This window comes from Leeuwenhoekiella polynyae, from assembly GCF_004104075.1.
Taxonomy (GTDB): Bacteria; Bacteroidota; Bacteroidia; order Flavobacteriales; family Flavobacteriaceae; genus Leeuwenhoekiella; species Leeuwenhoekiella polynyae.
This window is the reverse complement of record NZ_QOVK01000009.1, coordinates 88,084-108,934: the sequence shown is the minus strand read 5'-3', so window position 1 is coordinate 108,934 and position 20,851 is coordinate 88,084. Positions and strand designations below refer to the sequence as shown.

At 37.8% G+C, this 20,851-nt stretch carries 13 protein-coding genes; 6 read left to right on the top strand and 7 right to left on the bottom strand.

The genetic code is table 11. From position 1 onward, the window contains the following. Positions 1-17 precede the first annotated feature (17 nt). From DSM02_RS11515 to DSM02_RS11505, 3 genes are all read left to right on the top strand, one after another. Positions 18-2,462: a glycoside hydrolase family 2 TIM barrel-domain containing protein gene (locus tag DSM02_RS11515; RefSeq protein WP_240674039.1), complete on the top strand. Its 2,445-nt coding sequence runs from the start codon at positions 18-20 to the stop codon at positions 2,460-2,462. Between the two features lie 146 nt (positions 2,463-2,608). Further along, positions 2,609-3,709: an SGNH/GDSL hydrolase family protein gene (locus tag DSM02_RS11510; RefSeq protein WP_128765772.1), complete on the top strand. Its 1,101-nt coding sequence runs from the start codon at positions 2,609-2,611 to the stop codon at positions 3,707-3,709. 13 nt (positions 3,710-3,722) lie between these two features. Then, positions 3,723-5,102, top strand: coding sequence for a sialate O-acetylesterase (locus DSM02_RS11505; RefSeq protein WP_128765771.1), 1,380 nt, complete (start codon positions 3,723-3,725; stop codon positions 5,100-5,102). Here the strand turns inward: DSM02_RS11505 and bglX are convergent, their stop codons facing one another. From bglX to DSM02_RS11470, 7 genes are read right to left on the bottom strand one after another with little or no spacing between them, the layout of a single operon-like run. Next, the gene (bglX, locus tag DSM02_RS11500; RefSeq protein WP_128765770.1) at positions 5,103-7,436 is read right to left on the bottom strand and encodes a beta-glucosidase BglX; all 2,334 of its coding nucleotides are present in this window, start codon (positions 7,434-7,436) and stop codon (positions 5,103-5,105) included. Next, positions 7,420-8,730 carry a glycoside hydrolase 5 family protein gene (locus DSM02_RS11495; RefSeq protein ID WP_128765769.1) on the bottom strand — a complete coding sequence of 437 codons (1,311 nt, stop codon included), beginning with the start codon at positions 8,728-8,730 and terminating at the stop codon, positions 7,420-7,422. Before DSM02_RS11495 ends, bglX begins: the two co-directional genes overlap by 17 nt. Then, entirely contained in the window at positions 8,705-9,946 is a 1,242-nt protein-coding gene (locus DSM02_RS11490) for a glycoside hydrolase family 26 protein (protein ID WP_128765768.1), read from the bottom strand. Before DSM02_RS11490 ends, DSM02_RS11495 begins: the two co-directional genes overlap by 26 nt. A 4-nt stretch (positions 9,947-9,950) precedes the next feature. Then, entirely contained in the window at positions 9,951-11,144 is a 1,194-nt protein-coding gene (locus DSM02_RS11485; RefSeq protein ID WP_128765767.1) for an AGE family epimerase/isomerase, read from the bottom strand. Beyond that, on the bottom strand, positions 11,134-12,339 hold the full coding sequence (locus DSM02_RS11480; RefSeq protein WP_128765766.1) for a glycoside hydrolase family 130 protein: 1,206 nt from the start codon (positions 12,337-12,339) through the stop codon (positions 11,134-11,136). Before DSM02_RS11480 ends, DSM02_RS11485 begins: the two co-directional genes overlap by 11 nt. Before the next feature lie 3 nt (positions 12,340-12,342). Then, a complete protein-coding gene (locus DSM02_RS11475) occupies positions 12,343-14,181 on the bottom strand; it encodes a sodium:solute symporter family protein (RefSeq protein ID WP_128765765.1) in 1,839 nt (612 codons plus the stop codon). Continuing rightward, positions 14,182-15,321, bottom strand: a complete 1,140-nt coding sequence (locus DSM02_RS11470; protein WP_128765764.1) for a glycoside hydrolase family 26 protein — start codon at positions 15,319-15,321, stop codon at positions 14,182-14,184. Between the two features lie 205 nt (positions 15,322-15,526). On the opposite strand from DSM02_RS11470, the gene DSM02_RS11465 reads away from it, so the two are divergent. The 3 genes from DSM02_RS11465 to DSM02_RS11455 all read left to right on the top strand — a co-directional run bounded on the left by DSM02_RS11465 (position 15,527) and on the right by DSM02_RS11455 (position 20,843). After that, complete coding sequence (locus DSM02_RS11465) at positions 15,527-16,399, top strand: helix-turn-helix domain-containing protein (RefSeq protein ID WP_128765763.1); 873 nt, start codon at positions 15,527-15,529, stop codon at positions 16,397-16,399. After that, complete coding sequence (locus DSM02_RS11460) at positions 16,396-17,379, top strand: glycoside hydrolase family 5 protein (protein WP_128765762.1); 984 nt, start codon at positions 16,396-16,398, stop codon at positions 17,377-17,379. The genes DSM02_RS11465 and DSM02_RS11460 overlap by 4 nt, the downstream gene beginning before the upstream one ends. Positions 17,380-17,660: 281 nt before the next feature. Continuing rightward, positions 17,661-20,843, top strand: coding sequence for a SusC/RagA family TonB-linked outer membrane protein (locus tag DSM02_RS11455; protein ID WP_164918298.1), 3,183 nt, complete (start codon positions 17,661-17,663; stop codon positions 20,841-20,843). Positions 20,844-20,851: the final 8 nt, after the last annotated feature.

Here is a 20,851-nt window from a genome sequence, read left to right as displayed (position 1 = left end):
TTATAGGAAACTGAGATATGAAAACAATATACAGAAGAAAGTCGGCACGGCTGGCTTTCTTTTTTTTTATGCTTGCAAGCATGACTACAATGGCCCAGAGGGAATACAAAACCCTTCAACAGGGCTGGAAATTCACCAAGGGTAATCCAGAAAATGCAGAGCGCCCCGGTTTTAACGATGCCACTTGGGAAAGCGTAAGCGTGCCCCACGATTGGGCCATCAGCGGGCCCTTTGACCCCAAAGGCGATGGCAATACAGGTAAGTTACCCTGGAAAGGTGAGGGCTGGTACCGCACCGGAATAGATTTGGCGCAAGCCGATGCGAACAAGAGGATATACCTCATTTTTGATGGAGTCATGGCATTTCCCAAGGTTTATGTAAATGGTAAACGTGCAGGAAGTTGGGATTATGGCTACAACTCCTTCTATCTGGATGTGACCGATCATGTTATTTTTGGCCAAAAAAACATATTGGCCGTTTATACAAATACCGTGGAGCATGACAGCCGCTGGTATCCTGGCGCAGGCATATATAGAAAGGTGCAACTGCTTAAGGTAGACCCGGTTCACTTGGGCATTTGGGGAAACCACATTACCACGCCTATAGTGAAGCCCCACTACGCAGACGTACGCATCAGCAGCACGGTGTTGAACATGAGTAGCCGGGCAGATTCGATAAAGGTGGTGCAGACCATCTTGGATCCCAAGGGCAATGAATTGCAGAGCAAAGAAATAATCAAATACCTCAATCCCAAGGAGGAGAAAAACCTCGAAGTCACCCTTAAGGTACTCGATCCCCAGCGATGGCACGTAGAAAATCCCAACCTATACGCTACAAAAACACAGGTGTTTTTTGGGGATAAACTTGTTGACGAGAAGGTTTCCACTTTTGGTATTCGTACCACCCGGTTTACGGCCAATGACGGATTTTATTTAAATGACAAAAGGGTACAGCTCAAAGGGGTAAACCTTCATCACGGGCACGGCCCGCTGGGTGCAGCTTTTCACCCCCGGGCGATGGAGCGCCAACTGGAAATTATGAAGTCTATGGGCGTTAACGCCATACGTAATAGCCATAATGTTGCCGCACCAGAACTTCTGGAACTCTGCGATCGTATGGGATTGCTGTTTTTCAATGAGATTTTTGATAAGTACGATGCAAAAGCTGATATAACAGATACGACCAATTTTGAAGAATTCGCCCATAGGAACATAAAGAATTTCGTGCTTAGGGATCGCAATCACCCGTCTGTGTTTCTGTGGAGTGTAGGGAACGAGATAGGCGATGTACAGTGGAATATTGATAATGGCTTTCAGAAACTGCACACTATGGTGAACTATGTGAAAAAGTATGACCACACCCGCCCGGTGACTCTGGTTAATGACAATATGCAGAGCGCATCGATGAGGCATTTTGATTATTACGACATCCATGCTTGGAATTATGGCCGGAGGTTCCGCCTGGCCCGGCAAATGGAGCCTGAAAAGGCCGTCGTGATCAGCGAGTCAGCCTCTACTTTAAGCACTCGTGGTTTCTATGAATTTCCTCTGCCGGAAGATAAGACTGAGGTCACGGGATCACTTCAGGTAAGCTCTTATGACTTTAATGCCCCTTCCTGGGCTGAGATCGCTGATGATGATTTTATGTGGCAGCAGGACGAACCCTATATCGCAGGTGAATTTGTCTGGACAGGTTTTGATTATCTAGGTGAACCCACACCTTACACAGGTATGACGGCTAAAGAGATGAATTTAGGTGAGGAAGCTGCAGCACGCAGCTCGTATTTTGGCATTGTTGATTTGGTAGGTATTCCTAAGGACCGATACTATCTGTACAAAAGTTACTGGAAACCCGAAGAAAAAACCATCCACATCCTCCCGCATTGGAATTGGGAAGGAAGGGAAGGCGAGGTCACCCCGGTATTTGTTTATACCAATGGCGACTGTGCAGAATTGTTTATTAACGGAAAATCCAAGGGAAAACAATGTAAAAATCCGGTCTCTATGAATTCGACCGAGCGTTTTAGGTTGATGTGGAAGGACGTAACCTATGAGCCCGGTGAAGTAAAAGCCGTGGTCTATAAAGATGGTGCTGTTATTGGCGAAAAAACAATAAAAACGGCGGGGGAAGTAAGTATGATCAAACTAAGTCCTGACAGGAAGACTTTAATGGCTAACGGGATGGATCTGAGCTACATACTTGTGGAAGCCTTTGACAAAGATAGTAATCCTGCGCCACTTGCAGATAATGCCTTGCAAATTGAAGTAAATGGTGTCGGTTATTTAGCTGGTGTAGGTAATGGTAACCCACAGAGTTTAACCCCTTTTAAAGGCAATACGGTCAATTTGTTTTATGGAAAGGCTATGATTATTGTAGGTGGGGGGTTTAAAAAAGGACTTACTAATGTAAGCGTAAGGGGGCAGGGTTTAAACGAGGTAAAAACCCAGTTAGAAATTCAATAAAATTATACTATTAAAACTGTCTTTTCTAATATGGATTCTTTAAGAAATTAACTAAAATCAAAATTAACTTAAAGCACTCAACTAATCCGCTGCTTGAAATATTCTATAAGTTTTTGAGGAAATAGTTTCGTTTTACTTTATGATAGATGATTAATTTTCAGCATAAAATTTTAATCATGGATTTGTGTAAACGTTTTGGTTTTTTATTCATTTTAATTTTAACAGTTGGTTGTAAACAAGTAGAGCGCAACTTTAGAGCATCCAGCCCATTAATTCAGTATGAAGGGCGCTACGAATATCTAAATGACACATCGGTTGCTCTTATTGGTTCAGGTTCAGTTATTGAAATGAATATTGTGGGAGATACCTGTACGCTATTTTTATCTAACAGTGTACAGGATCATTCCTACGTAGCTCTCGAGGTAAATCAAGAATATAAAGGTAGATTTCTGGTGGATGGAAGTCCTTTAAGGATAAAATTACCTTCTTCAGACACCTCAAGTGTGAAAATTTATAAAGTTACGGAAGCCAGTACAGGTGATGTTATTTTTAATAAAGTAATTGCAAAGAATTTAATTGAAGTAACTCAGGTAAACAAGCCAATAATCGAATTTATTGGCAACAGTATCACTTGTGGAATGGGTGCACAAACGGAAGAAATACCCTGCGATACTGGTGAATGGTATGATCAGCACAATTCATATTTAGCTTATGGCCCAAGAACTGCCAGGGCTTTAAATTGTGATTATAGGTTGAGTTGTGTATCCGGGATGGGTATGTACCGTAATTGGAATGATGAGGAGCAACCTGTTATGCCTCATGTGTATAAAAATTTAAGACTGAATAGTGATACATCTAAGAAAATCGCGTTTGAAATCAAACCTGATTTAGTGTCTATCGCTTTAGGTACTAATGACCTTTCTTTAGGCGATGGCAAAAAAGATAGAAGTGTATTTGACCAAAAAAGATTTATAAGTAACTATACTGATTTTGTGAAAATGATATTTGATATGTATCCTGAGACCAAGGTCGTTATGTTGACTAGCCCAATGGTAGGTGAACGGGAACAAGGTATTTTACTGGAGTCTTTAAAAATCATTCAACGGGATATGATGGGAAAACCCATATATTTATTTGAGTTTGCTCAGATGGAACCAAATGGTTGTGGTGGCCACCCAAATCTTAGTGATCATCGGAAAATGGCAGAACAGTTAATACCTTTTTTAGGAAAACAACTAAACAATTAGAACAATGCACCAAATGAAAATCAAATTTATAATTGTTGTTGTTGCGGTAATGCAAATAAGTCAAATGTATTCTAATGTAGTATTGCCGGCAATTTTTGCAGATAATATGGTTCTGCAACGAAATGCTGATGTCGCAATATGGGGTTGGGCTAAACCAGGAGAAACAGTCAAAATTTCATCAAGCTGGGATGTTGCGGAATACTCTGTAACCCCTAATAATAGGGGTTTTTGGAAGACCACAATTTTAACAAACGAAAAAAAAGGCAGCCTAAATTTAATAATTGAGGGATACAACAAGATTACTCTTAAGAATATTTTGTTGGGTGAAGTTTGGTTGATTTCAGGGCAATCAAATATGGAATGGAGTGCAGCGGCAGGAATTGAAAATGGTGAGCGAGCTATCCAAAATTCAAAAAACGACTCGATTAGAATTTTTACGGTAAATCACAAAACTGCTCGATTTCCTCAAGATGATCTAAATGGGAGCTGGGTAGGGAGTAAGCCTGAAACCATGAAAAACTTTAGTGCAGTAGCCTATTTTTTTGCTCAAAAATTGAATAAGGAACTTCAAGTTCCTGTAGGTTTAATTGGATCAACCTGGGGCGGTACTCCAGCCGAAACATGGGTTCCTAAACATGCTATTGAGCGTGACAGTATATTGGTTAAAGCGGCAGGATTACTGCCTGAAACAGAATGGGGACCAAAAGAACCTGGGTCTATTTACAACGCAATGGTACATCCCTTAATGAACTTCAAAATTGCCGGAGTACTGTGGTATCAAGGGGAGTCAAATACAGTAAACTCTCAATATTATGAAAAAATGTTCACTACCCTAATTGAAAGCTGGAGGGTTCAGTTTAACGAAATTATCCCTTTTTACTTTGCCCAAATAGCACCGTATAAGTACGAGACTGAATTTTCTGGTGTTCAAATTAGGGATGCTCAAAGACGTGCTTTGAGACTTGCAAAAACGGGAATGGTCGTAACAAGTGATATAGGAAACATCAATGACATCCACCCTAAAAATAAAAAGGATGTAGGTATACGATTTGCAAATCTTGTGATGGCTGATAAATTCAAAAAGGAAATAAAGGCATATCCGCCGCTTATTCAAAAAGCTACAAGCGACAAAAATAAAATTATTCTAAATTTTAGTAATGCAGAGCTTTTACACATTGACAAGAATAATAAAGCTAGTCAGTTTGAAATTGCAGGAGCAGATAAAGTCTTTCAACCTGTAGATTTCAAAATCAAAGACAATCAGATTTTTCTTAAAAAAGGAAAACTGGAACATCCGCTTTTTGTTCGCTATTCTTGGGCAAATTCCAGTATACCAAATATATTTAATGGAACAGGCTTACCTACTTCTAGTTTTACTATAAAAATAGAGTAGTTATTCCTTTAGTAAAAAACGGGTTTTAAGACTAGCGTTTGAATCAGTACCTACAAAGATTTCAAATTCTCCTGGCTCTACTGTAAAGTTTCCGTCTTGATCATAAAAACCCAACTCTTCGCTGGTTAGACTAAACTTTATGATTTTAGATTCGCCTTTTTTCAGCTTTACTAATTGGAAACCTTTAAGTTCTCTTACCGGCCTTACTATTTTTGCAAAAAGATCACGAATGTATAATTGTACAACCTCTTTACCATTATAATCGCCGGTATTACTAAGTTCTACACTAATTTGTACTTCTTCATTTACAGTATAGCTTTCTTTCTCTACGTTGAGATTGGAGTAGTTAAAAGAGGTGTAGCTTAACCCATAGCCAAAAGGGAATAGTGGAGCGTTTTCTATGTCGCTGTAGTGTGACCAGAAAACCATATTTTCACCCGGTTGAGGATCTACAGGTCTTCCTGTATTTCTATGGTTATAATAGATAGGAATTTGAGCCACATTTCTGGGGAAGGTCATTGGCAATTTACCACTAGGGTTGTAGTCACCATAAAGAACCTGAGCTACTGCGTTTCCTGTTTCGGTACCTAAATGCCAGGCTTCTACAATTGAGGGGATGTGTTTATCCGCCCATTCAATAGCCAGGGGTCTCCCGTTATTAAGCACCAGAACACAATTTTTATTAACCTTAAACACTTCTTCCATTAAGTCTTGCTGAACTCCTGGAAGGTCTAATTGTGTTCTACTACGTCCCTCGCCACTCTGAAATCCGTGCTCTCCCAAAACCATTATAACAACGTCAGCAGCTTTTGCAGCTGAAAGGGCTTCTTCAAAACCACTTTTATCGGTAGTATTAAATTCAAGTTCGTTGATAAAAGTAGGCTTATTTGTAATTAGATCGGCCCCTTTTTTAAAGATCAATTCATTTCCCTTATACTGCTTTAAACCCTCTACTATTGAAACACCGCTACTGTCTTCAGAAGCAATGCGCCAACTTCCCAAAACACTGTTGCTATCATCGGCAAGCGGACCTATTACTGCTATTTTTTGACCATTTTTTTTAAGGGGTAGTAAATTGTTTTCATTTTTTAAAAGCACTATAGATTTTTTGGCCATATCCAGAACGGCTTTGCGATTTTCTTCACTACCAATAGTTTGTAGTTCGCGCTCTACATCACAATATTTATAGGGATCATCAAAGAGGCCCAACAGAAACTTTACTTTTAAAATCCTGCGAACGGCATCGTCTATTAATTCTTCCCGAACTGCCCCAGCTTGAATCAGCCCAATCAATTCATCAAGAAAGGAAGAGGACTCCATATCCATATCTACACCTGCTTTTACTGCCTTGTTTGCGGCATCAGCCTTATCCCTTGCATAGCCGTGAGTTACCATTTCTTCTATAGAGGCCCAATCTGAAATCACAAAGCCTTGAAAACCCCATTTATTTTTTAATAAGTCCCGTAAAAGATACTCGCTTCCTGTTACAGGAATACCATTGAATTCATTAAAACCTGTCATAAAGGTACTTACACCGGCCTGGTTTGCTGCTTTAAACGGTGGGAGTACCATATTATGTAAAGTGACAGTGCCTATATCTGCTTTATTGTATTCTTTACCTGCTTCAGCAAAACCATAAGCTGCGAAATGTTTTGCAGTAGCGGCGATTGTGTTTACGGCATTTAGATTTTTTCCTTGAAAACCTTCAACGCGTGCCCTAGCAATTTTGCTTCCCAGATAAGGATCTTCACCGGCGCCCTCCATTACTCGTCCCCAACGCGGATCCCTAGAAATGTCGACCATTGGAGCAAATGTCCAGTTGATACCCGATGCAGCAGCTTCTGAAGCAGCAACAGCAGCTGATTTTTTGATTGCCTCAATATCCCAGCTGGCTGCCTCTGCAAGCGGAATTGGACTTAAGGTTTTGTAGCCGTGAATAACATCAAAACCAATAAGTAAAGGGATGCCTAAACGACTTTCTTCTACCACTAACTTCTGGACTTCCCTTACCTGATCTACCCCCCGAACGGTCAACATAGAGCCAACCCTACCGCTTTTTATATCCTCATATTTTTTTGCTGCATTTCCATCTTTCGGTGAGGGGCCTGTTACATCCCAGAAACCATTATATTGATTCATTTGACCCACTTTTTCTTCAAGGGTCATAATTTTTAAAATGGAATCTACTTTAACATCGATGGAGTCTGTTTGAGATCGCTGCATTTCTAATAAATTTGAAGTGTTTGCAAAGCGGAAGCTGTTCAAAAAAATAAAAGCACTTAGCCCTAAAGAAATTGATAAGCACCATTTTATCCGATCAGTTTTGTAGAGCATCGTTGTATTTTTTAATAAGGCTTAATGTAGAGGTGTCTGAAGCAAAAACAGAATTCAAACCCTGCGGCTCCTGAGGGGGATCTGCACTAAAATCATCTCCTACTTCCCATTTTCCATTCTTTTCATTTGTTTTCGCGTAGCCCGCAAATCCCCAAAAATTTAGACCTGATAACACAGATTTATCTTTAGAGCTTATTTCAATAAGTTGGAATAATTCTCTATAGAATGCATTTCTATTGCCAATAGATGCTTTCTTAGAAAGGCTTTCCTTCGCACGTGGAAAACCGAATTCTGATATAACTATTGGTTTATTCAGTTCCTGAGCAACCTGTAGGTGTTCTTGTATATAATCATTTGCTTTCGAGATAGAAGATTTTAAGGACTCCTCTTCGTTATTCGGATCGTACCACTGCCAGTTCTTTGGCCACATATGCATCGTGAGATAGTCAATATTGGAATTTTCATGAAGCATCTTATAGGTGTCTATTTCCTGAAGGTAACTCGCTTTACCTTCAGCTCCAGTAGATATTAGGGTGTCTGGATCTAAATTTTCTAAAAGGGTAACGACTTCATCTAGCCATTCTTTAAAAGGTGCCCGATCTTCTTCTGTAAAAATCCGGGGTTCATTGGCAACTTGCCAGGACATAATGGTATTGTCTTCGGTATATTTTTTTCCATTTATAGAATTGGTTCTCCCCAGAATGAATTGGATATGATTTAAAAACGCTTTTCGACAGGGTGTGCAGGTGTGAAATTGTTGCGTATACTTAAAATAATCGGGCCAGGTGTATTTTTCCAGAAAGGGGTTTGCAACTTCCCCATATCCATTCCAGTTTAGGTATGCAGACATTCCTCCAGACCAAATCCAATTATTATTTAAGTATAGCACCGCATACATATTGCGTTTTCTCATCTCTGCCAGCAAAAAGTCCAGACCTACAAGTAAGTCTTGATTATACTGACCTTGGGTGGGTTGCAATGCGGGTTTAACCTGGAAGTCTTCTTTACCGCCTTCAGCTCCTACCAATATTCGTAGATTATTAATTCCTAAACTATCCATTAAATCAAGTTCACGAACTAAACGTTTTCGATCGCCAATATTTGGTGCAGCTATGAGTGGGCCATACCAATAGTTAGCACCTATAAAATAGTATGGCTGGTCACCCTTGTAAAAACGCCCGTCTTCAACACTTATTTTTTCAATACTTCCGCAGGAAGTGAACGTAATAAGCAACAAAGCCCAAGTAAAGAACCTCCAACTTATATTTTTAAATGTCGTCTTCAGGTAAATCATAAATATCTGGCAAATCTGTTAAAAGCATGGTTTTTTCCTTTTCTCTGAACTTTAAAAAGTCATCTGCTCCCCGGGCTCCTGGTACAGGTACCGTATAAGAATCTTGATAATTTTGCCAAAACATCATAAAACCTAAATTTATGTCCTGTTTGGTAAGTACTTCATAAACGTTTCTGGAGTAAAAATCTGGGGCTAATTGATCTGAGGGAGACACAAAATACCCAGTTTCTGTAAATGCAGCAATTTTGTTGCGTTTTTCTGCAAGGTCTGATACTACTTTTAATTTTTGATTGGCAAGACTTATCAATGACCCATTTTGTGCGGCTAAATCCCCATAATTATCCATCCCTACCACGTCTACGTATTCATCTCCAGGATAGCGCGTTAAATAGCTGTTTTCGGTAGTATAGCTGTTGTCGGGTGAAAAGGCGTACAGTATATTACTAACGTCTAAATCATCACGCAAATAAGATACCGTAAACCGCCAGAGTTCAATGAATTCCTGAGGGGAACTATAAGCGGCACCCCACCAAAAAAAGTCTTTGTCAAACTCGTGGAATGGTCTAAATATTATAGGAATGAGTGTGCCGTTTGTACTTTTAAGGTTTTTTGTAAATGTAGCTACCTTTTGTAATTTTTTCTTATAATACTCGTGATTCTCACCACCCGGCAGAATACTTTTGAAGGCATTTTGTTTTTGATCTGTTGTCATTTCAGAAGTATAGAAGTGGTCTCCTTCATAGGGTTCTCTAAGGTGCCAGCAAAAGATATTTACCATTCCTTTATCAAAAGCTTCAATGGCTTTTGAACGGATGTGTTGCTCTTGTTGATAGAACCAGTTGTTGGGTTGCTCGTCATTTGCATCATCTGTGATAAACATAAAGTCTGATCCTAACATGCCAGGATCACTACCCGTTAGTTTTTTCATGTCAGACATTCCACCGGTATTCTGATAAAATGCACTGAAAGCGTCCTGCTGGCCAACAATATAACTTGAGTATGACAAAGCTTTAAGGTTATAAAACAAAGCAATAGTCTCTGGTGTTGCTCCAGCATCTACCATATATGAATACGCAAGGGAAGGAGGGAAACTTATTTCTGGTTGTTCTTCAGAAACTGGAGGTGTAGCATCTATTTCTTCCATAAACTCTTCGTCTTTTGAACAGCTTACCAAGAAAAAATTCACAATAAAAAGTGATGTTAATATTCTTTTCATAATTTTAAATTAATTTGATTACTACCATACAAGCCCGGGAGTTGTGATATGGAGCTTTCCACATACTTACCTTATCCTCAGAGGTATAGGGTTCTTGATTTTCATTTAGGCGAAAATGCCATTCGCCGTATTTGCTATCTATAAAATGTTTTTTTGTATAATTCCAAATGTCAAGTTGCGCGTTTCTAAATTGAATATCTCCAGAAAATTCATAAGCATATTGCAGGCCTACCAAAGCTTCCATTTGGGCCCACCAATGTCTATCTGGATCAACGTTACCTGTATCAAGATCAACTTCATTTATAATCCCTGATTTGGGTAAATAGGCTTGTTTTAAAAAGGTTTTAGCAACCGCTACACTAATTGATTTGGTTTTTAGTAGTAATTTAGGGTTGGCAACTGCTTTACAAGCCTCTGTTAGAAGCCAGATTGCTTCGATATCATGTCCGTATGAAACAATTGCTTTTGTACGATGCCAATTTTCATCAAAAAATAATTGGAAATGCTGACTAGTTTCGTCATAAAAACGATTTAGAAAAAGCACTATTAAATTTTCCAACGCTTCGTGTACTTTGGTGTTTTTAGATATTTGAGCAAGAGTGGTATATGCTTCCAGGATGTGTAAATGGGTATTCATGGTCTTAGCCGAGTTATCCTCTTTTTCGCTCAACCGCACATCAGCTATTGGGCTCCAATCATTTTGAAAGGCTTCTAGATATCCATTGTTTTTTTGATCTCTAGCCCAGGTTTCTACCAGGTCAAATAAGGATAGTGCCCAATCTTTAGCTTCTTCTTTACTGCTAAATCGGTAATATTCAGATAAAGCATATATTCCAAAGGCCTGAGCATAGATTTGTTTTCGGGTATTTTTAGGTTTGCCCGTGTAATCTAGTTCCCAATAGAGGCCATAATGGCTGGGATCCTGAAAATGATCTTTTAAATATTCATAAGCTCTGTCCGCATAAACTTTAAGGGATTCATCTTTATAAAAGTTACCTGCTGCAGAAAATGCCCAAAGCAAACGCGTATTTAAAATAATGCCTTTATCAGCCTTTGGTATTAATTTGTTTTTAAAATTCCTTCTTCCGTAAAAACCGCCATTTGATTCATCTAAAGTATTATATTTCCAATACTTTAGAATTTCCCTAAGCTCGTTTTCAAGCTCGCTTTTAAATTTTTGATTTGCATCATTCGGCATCCTTAAAGATTTTGTTGCGTTCAATTTGTGCCAGGATATTTTGAACTGAGCCTGAAGATGTAAAGGTGTCCTGAGGGGTGTTTTTCACATAGTCAATGAGTCTGTCTATAGAAGAAACAGCAACGTGAGAACGTGTGTCTGATGAGGCATAATAGATGAGTATTCTACCATCATCATCCAGAATCCAACCATTACCGAACAATACATTTGGTACATCTCCCACGGTTTCTTTATAGTCAGGAGCCATAAAATATCCTGCTGGTTGATAGATAACTTGTTCAATACTATCTAATGCTGTCATAAATAAATAAAGTGTATAGCGTAGACCTCCTGCAGTATTTCTTACGCCATGAGCCAGGTGGAGCCAGCCTTCTTTTGTTTTTATTGGAGCGGGACCCAGACCATTTTTTAATTCATAAATTGTATGATAGGCTTTGCGATTGATTATTTTCTCACCCTCAAGTACCGGATTTTTCATGTCTTTTATGTACCCTAGACCAATACCACCACCTTTGCCGACTTCAATAAAACCGTCTTGTGGACGGGTGTATAGCGCATAGTTACCGTTTATGAATTCTGGATGCATGACTACATTGCGTTGTTGACCGGAATTTGAGATTAGATCAGGTAAGCGTTCCCAATTTTTTAAATCCTTTGTGCGAACGATTCCTGCATTTGCAACAGCAGCAGTGGTGTCAAGAGGTTTTAAGTTGTCTTTACGTTCGGTACAAAAAATACCATAGATCCAACCATCCTCGTGTTTGGTAAGACGCATATCATAGACATTGGTGTCAGGCTCATGGGTTTGCGGCAATGCAATGGGCTTATCCCAAAATTTAAAGTTGTCAACTCCATTATTGCTTTCAGCTAACGCAAAAAAGGATTTTCTATCATTCCCTTCAACACGAACAGCTAAAATATACTGACCATTCCATTTAATCGCACCCGGATTAAATGTGGCGTTTATACCAATGCGCTCCATCCCAAATGGATTTGTCTCGGGGTTAAAATCGTAGCGCCATTCTAAAGGAGCGTGTTTATTGGTTAGAACCGGGTTTACATACCTTTTGTAAATACCATTTGATTGGTCTTCCGGGTAATTTTTTTGTGCCAGGAAGGTTTGAAAGTCATTAACCAAATGATCATAATTTGGTATTTTTTTCGTTTTTGGATTTTTATTTTCTGTAATTGACATAAATTATTTACTACTTATATTATTTTCAATTTTAATGGTGTTCCACCATGTTTTTTTCAATACCATAATGCACACAACCAGTATTGCACAAGAAATTAGGAAATGCATATTTTCGTGAAGTATCAGGTAGATAGGGATAACAACTAGTAATGTTTGAGCTACCGTGCCCAGCACTACATTAAACATATCTCTTGTAAAACCTTTGTTTCTTGAAAACCCGGGATCTTCTTTTTTTAGTTGTTCGTACACGGGTTTCCAGTATCCCCAAGGTCTTGTTTTTTTATAAAAATCCATAAGTACCCTTTGATCGGTTGGAGGGGCAGAATAAGTTCCAAGAATACTACCAGCAATCGAAATAAGAAGGATAATTGGGAAGTAATAAAGATCTAAAGTATCAGTAAATAATGGAAAGATCATAGCAGGGATCATTCCTGAGAGCATTCCCCAGAAGTAGCCTTCACCATTAAACCTCCACCAGTGCCACTTTAAGACATTAGACACCACGTAGCTACCATAGAGTGCCGAAACTATCCACTGCAAAATGGAATTGACATCCTGTATAAAAAAGCCGAGAATAATACTTACAAGTACAACAGCGAGGCCACTGCTATAGTTCATTTTCTTAATTTTAGAGTGACTGGCATGAGGATTGTAGTGCTTCAGATAAATGTCGTTTACAAGATATGCCTGAGCTGCATTTAAGGTTCCGGCAAAAGTTGACATGAACGCGGCAAGTAAGCCGGCAAGTAATAAACCTAATAAACCAACAGGAACAAATTGCTCAATTGCCGCAGGCAGTATTTTTTCAAAATCAAGTATACCGGCAGTATAAAGATCTAAATCATCATAAAATAAAATTGCCAGAACCGAGAAGCCACCTACCATTAGATATCGGGTAGGAATTAATGCGGCAAGTGAAAAAGCACTCATTTTTGCAGCCTCGAATGGCGATTTAGTAGATAAAATTTTCTGCATGTCGTAATTTGGGGCAGGCCCTGCGATGCTAGCGAGAATTCCTTTAAAAAGCATCAACATGAAGAATATGGTAAAAAGGGAGTATCCGTCAGATTTTATTTTGGCATTGACCTCATCGATAATTCCGGTCCAATCCATATTTAACTTCCAGTCAAAAAATGGATTCATCCAGCCATTAGGAACATTGAGCTGATTGGAGCCCATTGCCTTCCAGGCGATAACAGCAATGGCTATTGATGACACCGTCATTACCGTATACTGTAAAACGTCTGTCCAAACAATACCAGACATCCCTCCTAAAACAGAGTAGAATACTGCAAATAATGTAAAAATAATACCATAAAAGTGAGGGATATAGTTAGGTGGGATGTTGAAGGGGATGTACTGGGACACTATTTCCCAAGGGATAAATATTTCAACAAATTTTCCCAGTCCTATAAAACCGTATGCCAAAAAACCCAGACAACTGAGTATTGCAAAAATGACAATTATTGTATGAGATCTTTTACCTCCTTTACCGTTGTCAAAACGAAAAAGAATCCATTCTGCACCAGTAGTAACATTAGATCTCCGAAGCCAGACAGATAAGTAAACCATTAAGAACACCTGGTTAAAAACAGGCCATAACCAGGGTATCCAAATACTTTTTAGTCCGTAAACGAAGGTTAAGGTCACGAGCCACATGGTCCCCGATATATCAAACATGCCAGATGCGTTTGAAAGGCCTAACATATACCATGGCAATGACTTGCCTCCCATTAAATAATCATCTTTACTTTTCTGAGCTTTTTTTCTTAAAGCAAGACCTATGAGAATGGTTCCGATCAGATAGAGTAATATGATAGCTATATCCAAGCCTTGTAGCATTTAGTATGTTTTTTTAGAATTAATATTCTTAACCTTATTTAGAAATAAGGTTTCCTTATAACCAGCAAACTCTTTAAAATCTTCCGCTGAAATATCATCTGGGTACACCGAAAAATAATGATCTAGACGCGCATTCCTCCAGAGGAGTACCCAAGAAATCCCACTGTCTTTTATGCCTGAATATAAAGTTTCTGTCCACCAGGTTTTATCATTTCCAGGCCTCGTATTTCCTGTTTCAGTAAGTGCAAAGGGTTTATTTTGACGGGCGGCCTTTTTCTTAAGTATCAAAAGGTTATTTTGAATAGTCGCTATAAAGGTATCCTTATCACCATAATTATAAATATCAACCCCAAGGATATCTACATATTGATCGCCCGGATAATAGGTGTCAAATTCTTCTGGCGAACTCAATGTATTCGGGGCATAGGCAAAGAGCAAATTATTTACCTCGTTTTCTTTTAATAGTTGAAAGGTCTCTTGCCATAAGCTTTTGTAATCCTCAGGACTGCAATTTCCTTTTCCCCACCAAAACCAACTTCCATTCATTTCATGGAACGGTCTAAAAATTACAGGAATGAAATTGCCTTTTTTAGATTTTAAAGATTTAAAAAAGTTTGAGAGGTTAGCAACCCAGTCTTCGTAACGTTTTCTATATTCCCCAGCTTTTAAAATTTCTTTTACGGTGGCCGTGGTATCCCAAGAGCTCCCTAATGATTTGGGATTGTCTAAATGCCAACTAAATGTAATTATCGCACCATCGTCGTGTAGTTTTTGTATATGCTTTCGCATTACATTAAATGCTACCGTGTCTAAATTGTACTCTAGACCAAGTTCAATGTGGCCTAAATCATAACCGTGTACCGCTGGCATTTTACCGCTAACCATTGCGATGTCACTTTGTAAAATATTAGGAGTGTCGCTCTGATCCCAGTTAATTCCGTACATAGTTGCATCTTGATGGCCGAAAGCGATGCCTTTGTACGGAATCTCTTTTAACCGCTGCAACAGAATTTTTGAAGTTAAATCAGCATTAGGATTTGCTGTTTTTATGGTATCGAAATTTGAATTTTTTAATCCTGAACACGACGTTAGTATTAAAAAACTGCAAAATAATATTATAAATTTGAATAAAATATTCATTTGTTTTTAATAAATTTTAGTGCAAATGATAAAATAATATAGATTTTGTTTTGTCATCCATAAATTATCTTTAAAATTACCTAGATTGTATTATTGCTAAGATTTCTTCAAAATGTTAATGATTTCCAAAATTACCGTCAATCTAATTATTGGATTAATAGAATTTTGTCATTTCATAATAAAATAATTTCTAAAAGGACTTTTAATGCAAAAAGACATACACAGGGAAATAACTCCATTAGCTCCTGAAGACAGTTTTTTAGTATTTGATAGAATAAAAGATGATTTTGATTTTCCAATTCATTTTCACCCAGAATTTGAGTTGAATTTTATCTTAAACGGCGAGGGCGTACGGCGTATTATTGGCGATCATTTGAGTGAAATAGATACTATTGAGCTCGTTTTGGTGGGGCCTAATTTGCAACATGGTTGGGAAATATATAAATGTAAGAATCAAAATATTCACGAAATCACAATACAGTTTCACAATGATTTATTTGACGACCGACTTCTTAGCAGGAGAATCATGAAACCGATTAAAGATATGTTTGAGCGCTCTGCACATGGTATCTTATTTTCAAAAAAAATAGCTGAAGAGATTAAACCAAAGATTTTAAAACTCTCAAAGATTGATAGTATTGATTATTTTCTAGAGCTTATATCCATCCTACACGATTTAGCAAATTCAAGAAACCAGCAACTATTATCAACGTATATATCAGAAAATAAGAATTTTGAGAATAGCGATAAAATCAAAAAAATTTACGAATACGTTCAAAACAATTATCATAATAAAATGAGCCTCAATGAAATTTCGGACTTGGTAAATATGAGTCCGGTTTCGTTTAATCGATTTATAAAAAAGCGTACCGGTAAAACGTTCATAGAATATGTTAATGATACACGTATAGGCTATGCTTCAAGATGGTTAATTGAAAAGGAGTTAAGTATAGCTGAGATTGCATTTAAATGTGGCTTTAATAATATCGCGAATTTTAATAGGGTTTTTAAAAAAACAAAAAACTGCACGCCCAGCCAGTTCAGACAAGAATTTAGTGGGATAAAAAGAGTTTTATGATTATTAAGATGCGTTTAGGATATTTCTTTATACCGGTTTTTTTAATCCTTTTTTTTAGTTGCCTTTGTAATTTATATGCTCAGCAGGAATTAAATCCTGTTGAAAAATATGGGAGATTAAGCTTTAAAGAAGGACGTTTAAGGGATATGCGTGATAATTTAATCGTGCTCAGGGGCATGTCGTTGTTTTGGAGTCAGTGGCAACCCCAATTTTATAATGAAGATACGGTTAAAAACTTAAGGGATTTTTGGAAAGTAAATGTTGTGCGTGTCGCTATGGGTATAGAACACGGTGGTTATCTGGAAAACCCTAGAGAAGAGAAAAAAAAAGTGTTTAGTGTAATTGAAGCAGCGATCAAATACGGTATCTACGTGATTGTAGACTGGCACGACCATCACGCTGAAGATCATATTCAACAGTCAAAAGAATTCTTTAAGGAATTGAGCGCTAAATATGGTCAAGTACCTAATCTAATTTATGAAATTTATAATGAACCGCTTAATGTATCCTGGACAGAGGTACTCTTGCCTTATCATCAACAAATAATTACCACAATACGAAAAAATGATAGTGAAAATCTTATAATTTGTGGAACTCCTAATTGGTCTCAGGGTGTTTTAGAAGCTTCAAGAAATCCTTTAGAGGGTTTTAATTTGGCATACACTCTTCACTTTTATGCCGGTACTCATAGTGCGAAGCTTAGAGATCAAGTAAGTGAAGCTTTAAAAACTGGGATGCCCATATTTGTTACAGAATTCGGTACTACACTCGCTGATGGGGATGGACAGGTATTTTATAAAGAATCAAACATCTGGTTAGATTTTATGACCAAAAATCAGGTTTCCTGGTGTAATTGGTCAATATCTAATAAAGCCGAGGCATCTTCTGCGCTATTACCCCAATCTGATAGTAGTGATTTAAATAACCCAAGGTATTTTAGCGAATCAGGTTATTTTATTTACAATAGACTTACTCATTAAGGTTTAGAATTTATATTATCAAATTTTTAAATACTGGTATTCTCAAAAAATGCAGTGATATCCTACCTTATCTTAATATTCTGGATCACTTAATCTTACGCCTTTTAGATATTCGAAAAAATATCATTATTAAATGATAAAATAATATTAACAAAAGCTTAACCATCCTCATAATTTTGATAATGAAATATTATGGGTCAATATTTATCGAAGCTCTAATAAATAAACCGGTATTTTATCAAACTCATAATATTAGTATCAATTCAACAATTTTCTCAATAATGCTAAAAAAAATAATCAAACGTAAAGGCGGTATGAAACGCATAAGTAAGATGATCACTTTTGCGCTATTCTGTCTATTAACTCAGTTAAGCTTGGCTCAACAAAATGTAGTAGAAGGAACAGTAACAGATCAAAACGGAAATCCACTGCTGGGTGTAAATGTCATACAAAAAAATACTAGTAACGGTACAGCCACAGATTTTGACGGAAACTTTCAGCTCAATGTGCCTCAGGATGGCATTCTTGTATTTAGTTTCATTGGATTTGAAACTAAGGAAGTTGCTGTTGATCAGAGACAAAGAGTGGATGTTGCGCTGTCTGAAGATTCTGAAAGTTTGGATGAAGTTGTCCTAATTGGTTATGGAACGCAACAGCGACAAGACGTTAACGGATCAGTATCTAGTATTGAATCTGACGAAATCGAAAATATTCCGCAGGTAAGTATAGACCAATTGATGCAAGGCCGAGCCTCTGGGGTTACCATTAGTCAAAACTCAGGAAAGCCTGGAAGCGCGGTTTCGGTTAGGATAAGAGGTATAACTTCTATTACTGGGAATAACGAACCATTGTATGTAATTGATGGTGTGCCTATATCTGGTGATTCACGTAATACCAGTACAAGTGGGCGGACAGCAGCAGCAGACTTTGGGGGGAACGGACAGACAGGCACAAGTCCATTGGCCGGATTAAACCCTAGTGATATTGAGTCTGTTGATATACTTAAGGATGCTTCAGCTACTGCAATTTACGGTTCACGAGGTGCGAATGGTGTTGTAATTATAAAAACTAAGACAGGCAGTCGGAATAAAGCAGGTTCTTTGAAATACAATACCTATTATGCTCTTCAAGAACCCCAAAAATTGCTAGATGTAATGGATCTTCCTACTTACGCCGGACTACAAAATGCATTGGCTGTAGAGTATGGGACTGAACCACGAATTGAATTTACAACGATTGAGAACCTGGGAGATGGCACTGATTGGCAGGATGAGGTATTTCAACAAGCTATTTTAAAGAGTCACCAAATTTCTTATTCACAAGGATATGAGAAAGTAAACTACCTTATTTCTGGTAGTTACTTAGATCAGGAAGGAACCGTCTTAGGCTCTGGCTTTGATAGATTGACTGTCCGGGCGAATATTGATGGCAATTTAAAAGATTGGCTGAAGGTAGGTGCTAACCTTACTGCAAGTAGAACAAGTGAAGATATCACTTTAAATAGTAATCGTAATGGTATTGTCAGTTTGGGGTTACTTCAGGCTCCAGATGTGGCGGTGCGCAATCCAGACGGTTCTTTTGCTGGACCGCCAGATGAACCAGGGGCAATTGAAGGCAGTATAAATCCCGTAGCTTTAGCACTGGAAAGAAGTAATTCCTTACTCACCTATAATGTACTGGGTAATTTCTATTCTGAGTTTACCCTTATGGATGGTCTAACATTTAGGAATGAAATAGGAGGTAATTTAACATTTGGCACAAACACTCAATTCACTCCAACTTACGAATGGGGGCGATTTATCAATGAAAATGCAACGTTATTTGAAAAAAGGGAAAAAAGTCATTTTTGGATTATTAAAAATTATTTTAATTTTTCGAAAAACTTTGGAGACCATAACCTAAATGTTTTGTTAGGTCAAGAAGCACAGGAGTCCTTCTGGGAAGGGATTCAGGCTCAGGGTCAGGGCTTTGTCAATAATGACATTCAGACCCTTAATAATGCAAATTCAATAGTAAGCTACGATGCCTATCAAGGCAGCACTGCTTTAAATTCATACTTCGGAAGAGCAAACTATTCATTCAAAAATAAATACAGTTTAACAGCAACCTTGAGGGCAGATGGCTCCTCTAAATTTGATCCTCAAGGAGGTAAGCAATGGGGTTATTTTCCATCATTTGCGACATCTTGGAAATTGTCAAATGAACCATGGATGGAAAGCTTTAACGAGACGGTTGATAATATTAGATTGAAAGCAGGGTATGGTGTTGTAGGTAATCAGGGGATTGCAAACTATCTTTATGGTTCTAGCTTAAACAATACTCCTACGGGCATAGGACTTGGATATTTAGTTAATAATATTCCTAATCCCGATTTAAAATGGGAAGAAACTAGACAAACCAATTTAGGTATAGAGTTTACACTTTTGGATAACCGATTCAATGCTACAATCGAAGTGTATAATAAGGTTTCAAAAGACTTTTTATACCAGTTACCTCTGCCAGTCTTCCTAACTGGGCCTGATAATTATTTAGGAGGAATTTCTGCTCCTTTTGTCAATCTGGGTGAAATGAATAATAAGGGTATTGATGTTTCTATGGGTTATTCAACTTTAAAGACTAAAGATTTCTCATGGTCAACCAATTTCAATATATCTCATTACAGAAATGAAGTAACGGAACTTTATAACGAAAGCCTGGAAGTTTTACGTTCTGTTACAACTGGGTTTTTATCTTCTCCAATTACTAGAACAGTTGAAGGTGAGCCTTTAGGGAAATATTGGGGTTATAAAGTTGCCGGAATATTTAGAACCCAAGAAGATATTGATGGAGCGCCTGTTCAATTTGGTATCCCTTTTTCTGAGGAACTAGGTGATAACAGCCTCGGTGATATTCAATATGTTGATGTAAATGAGGATGGTGTTATTGATGAAAAAGACAGAACCTATATTGGCAACCCTCACCCAGATTTCACATTTGGATTTACCAATAACTTTAAATATAAAAATTTTGATCTTAGTATTTTCCTTCAAGGATCTTATGGTAATGATCTATTAAATTTGACACGAAAGGAAACGGTTGGTCTATCAAGATTATACACCAATCAATTAAACATAGCGCAGGATTACTATACCCCAGATAATATTGATGCTGCTTTTCCAAGACCAAGAAGGGGAGATGATAATCAAAATTTATTTATTTCAGATCGGTATGTTGAAGATGGGTCTTACTTGAGAATACAAAATGTTAGTCTGGGCTATAATCTCCCTCAAACCTTTTGTCAAAGATTTTACCTCTCAAATCTTAAGGTTTATGGTACTATACAAAACCTTTACACCTTTACAAATTATTCTGGATATGACCCGGAGATAGGATCATTTAATGGTGATGCACTGCAAATGGGTGTTGATCGAGGGAGATACCCCATACCCAGGACATTTACTCTAGGTTTAAATGTTGAATTTTAAAAAATAAA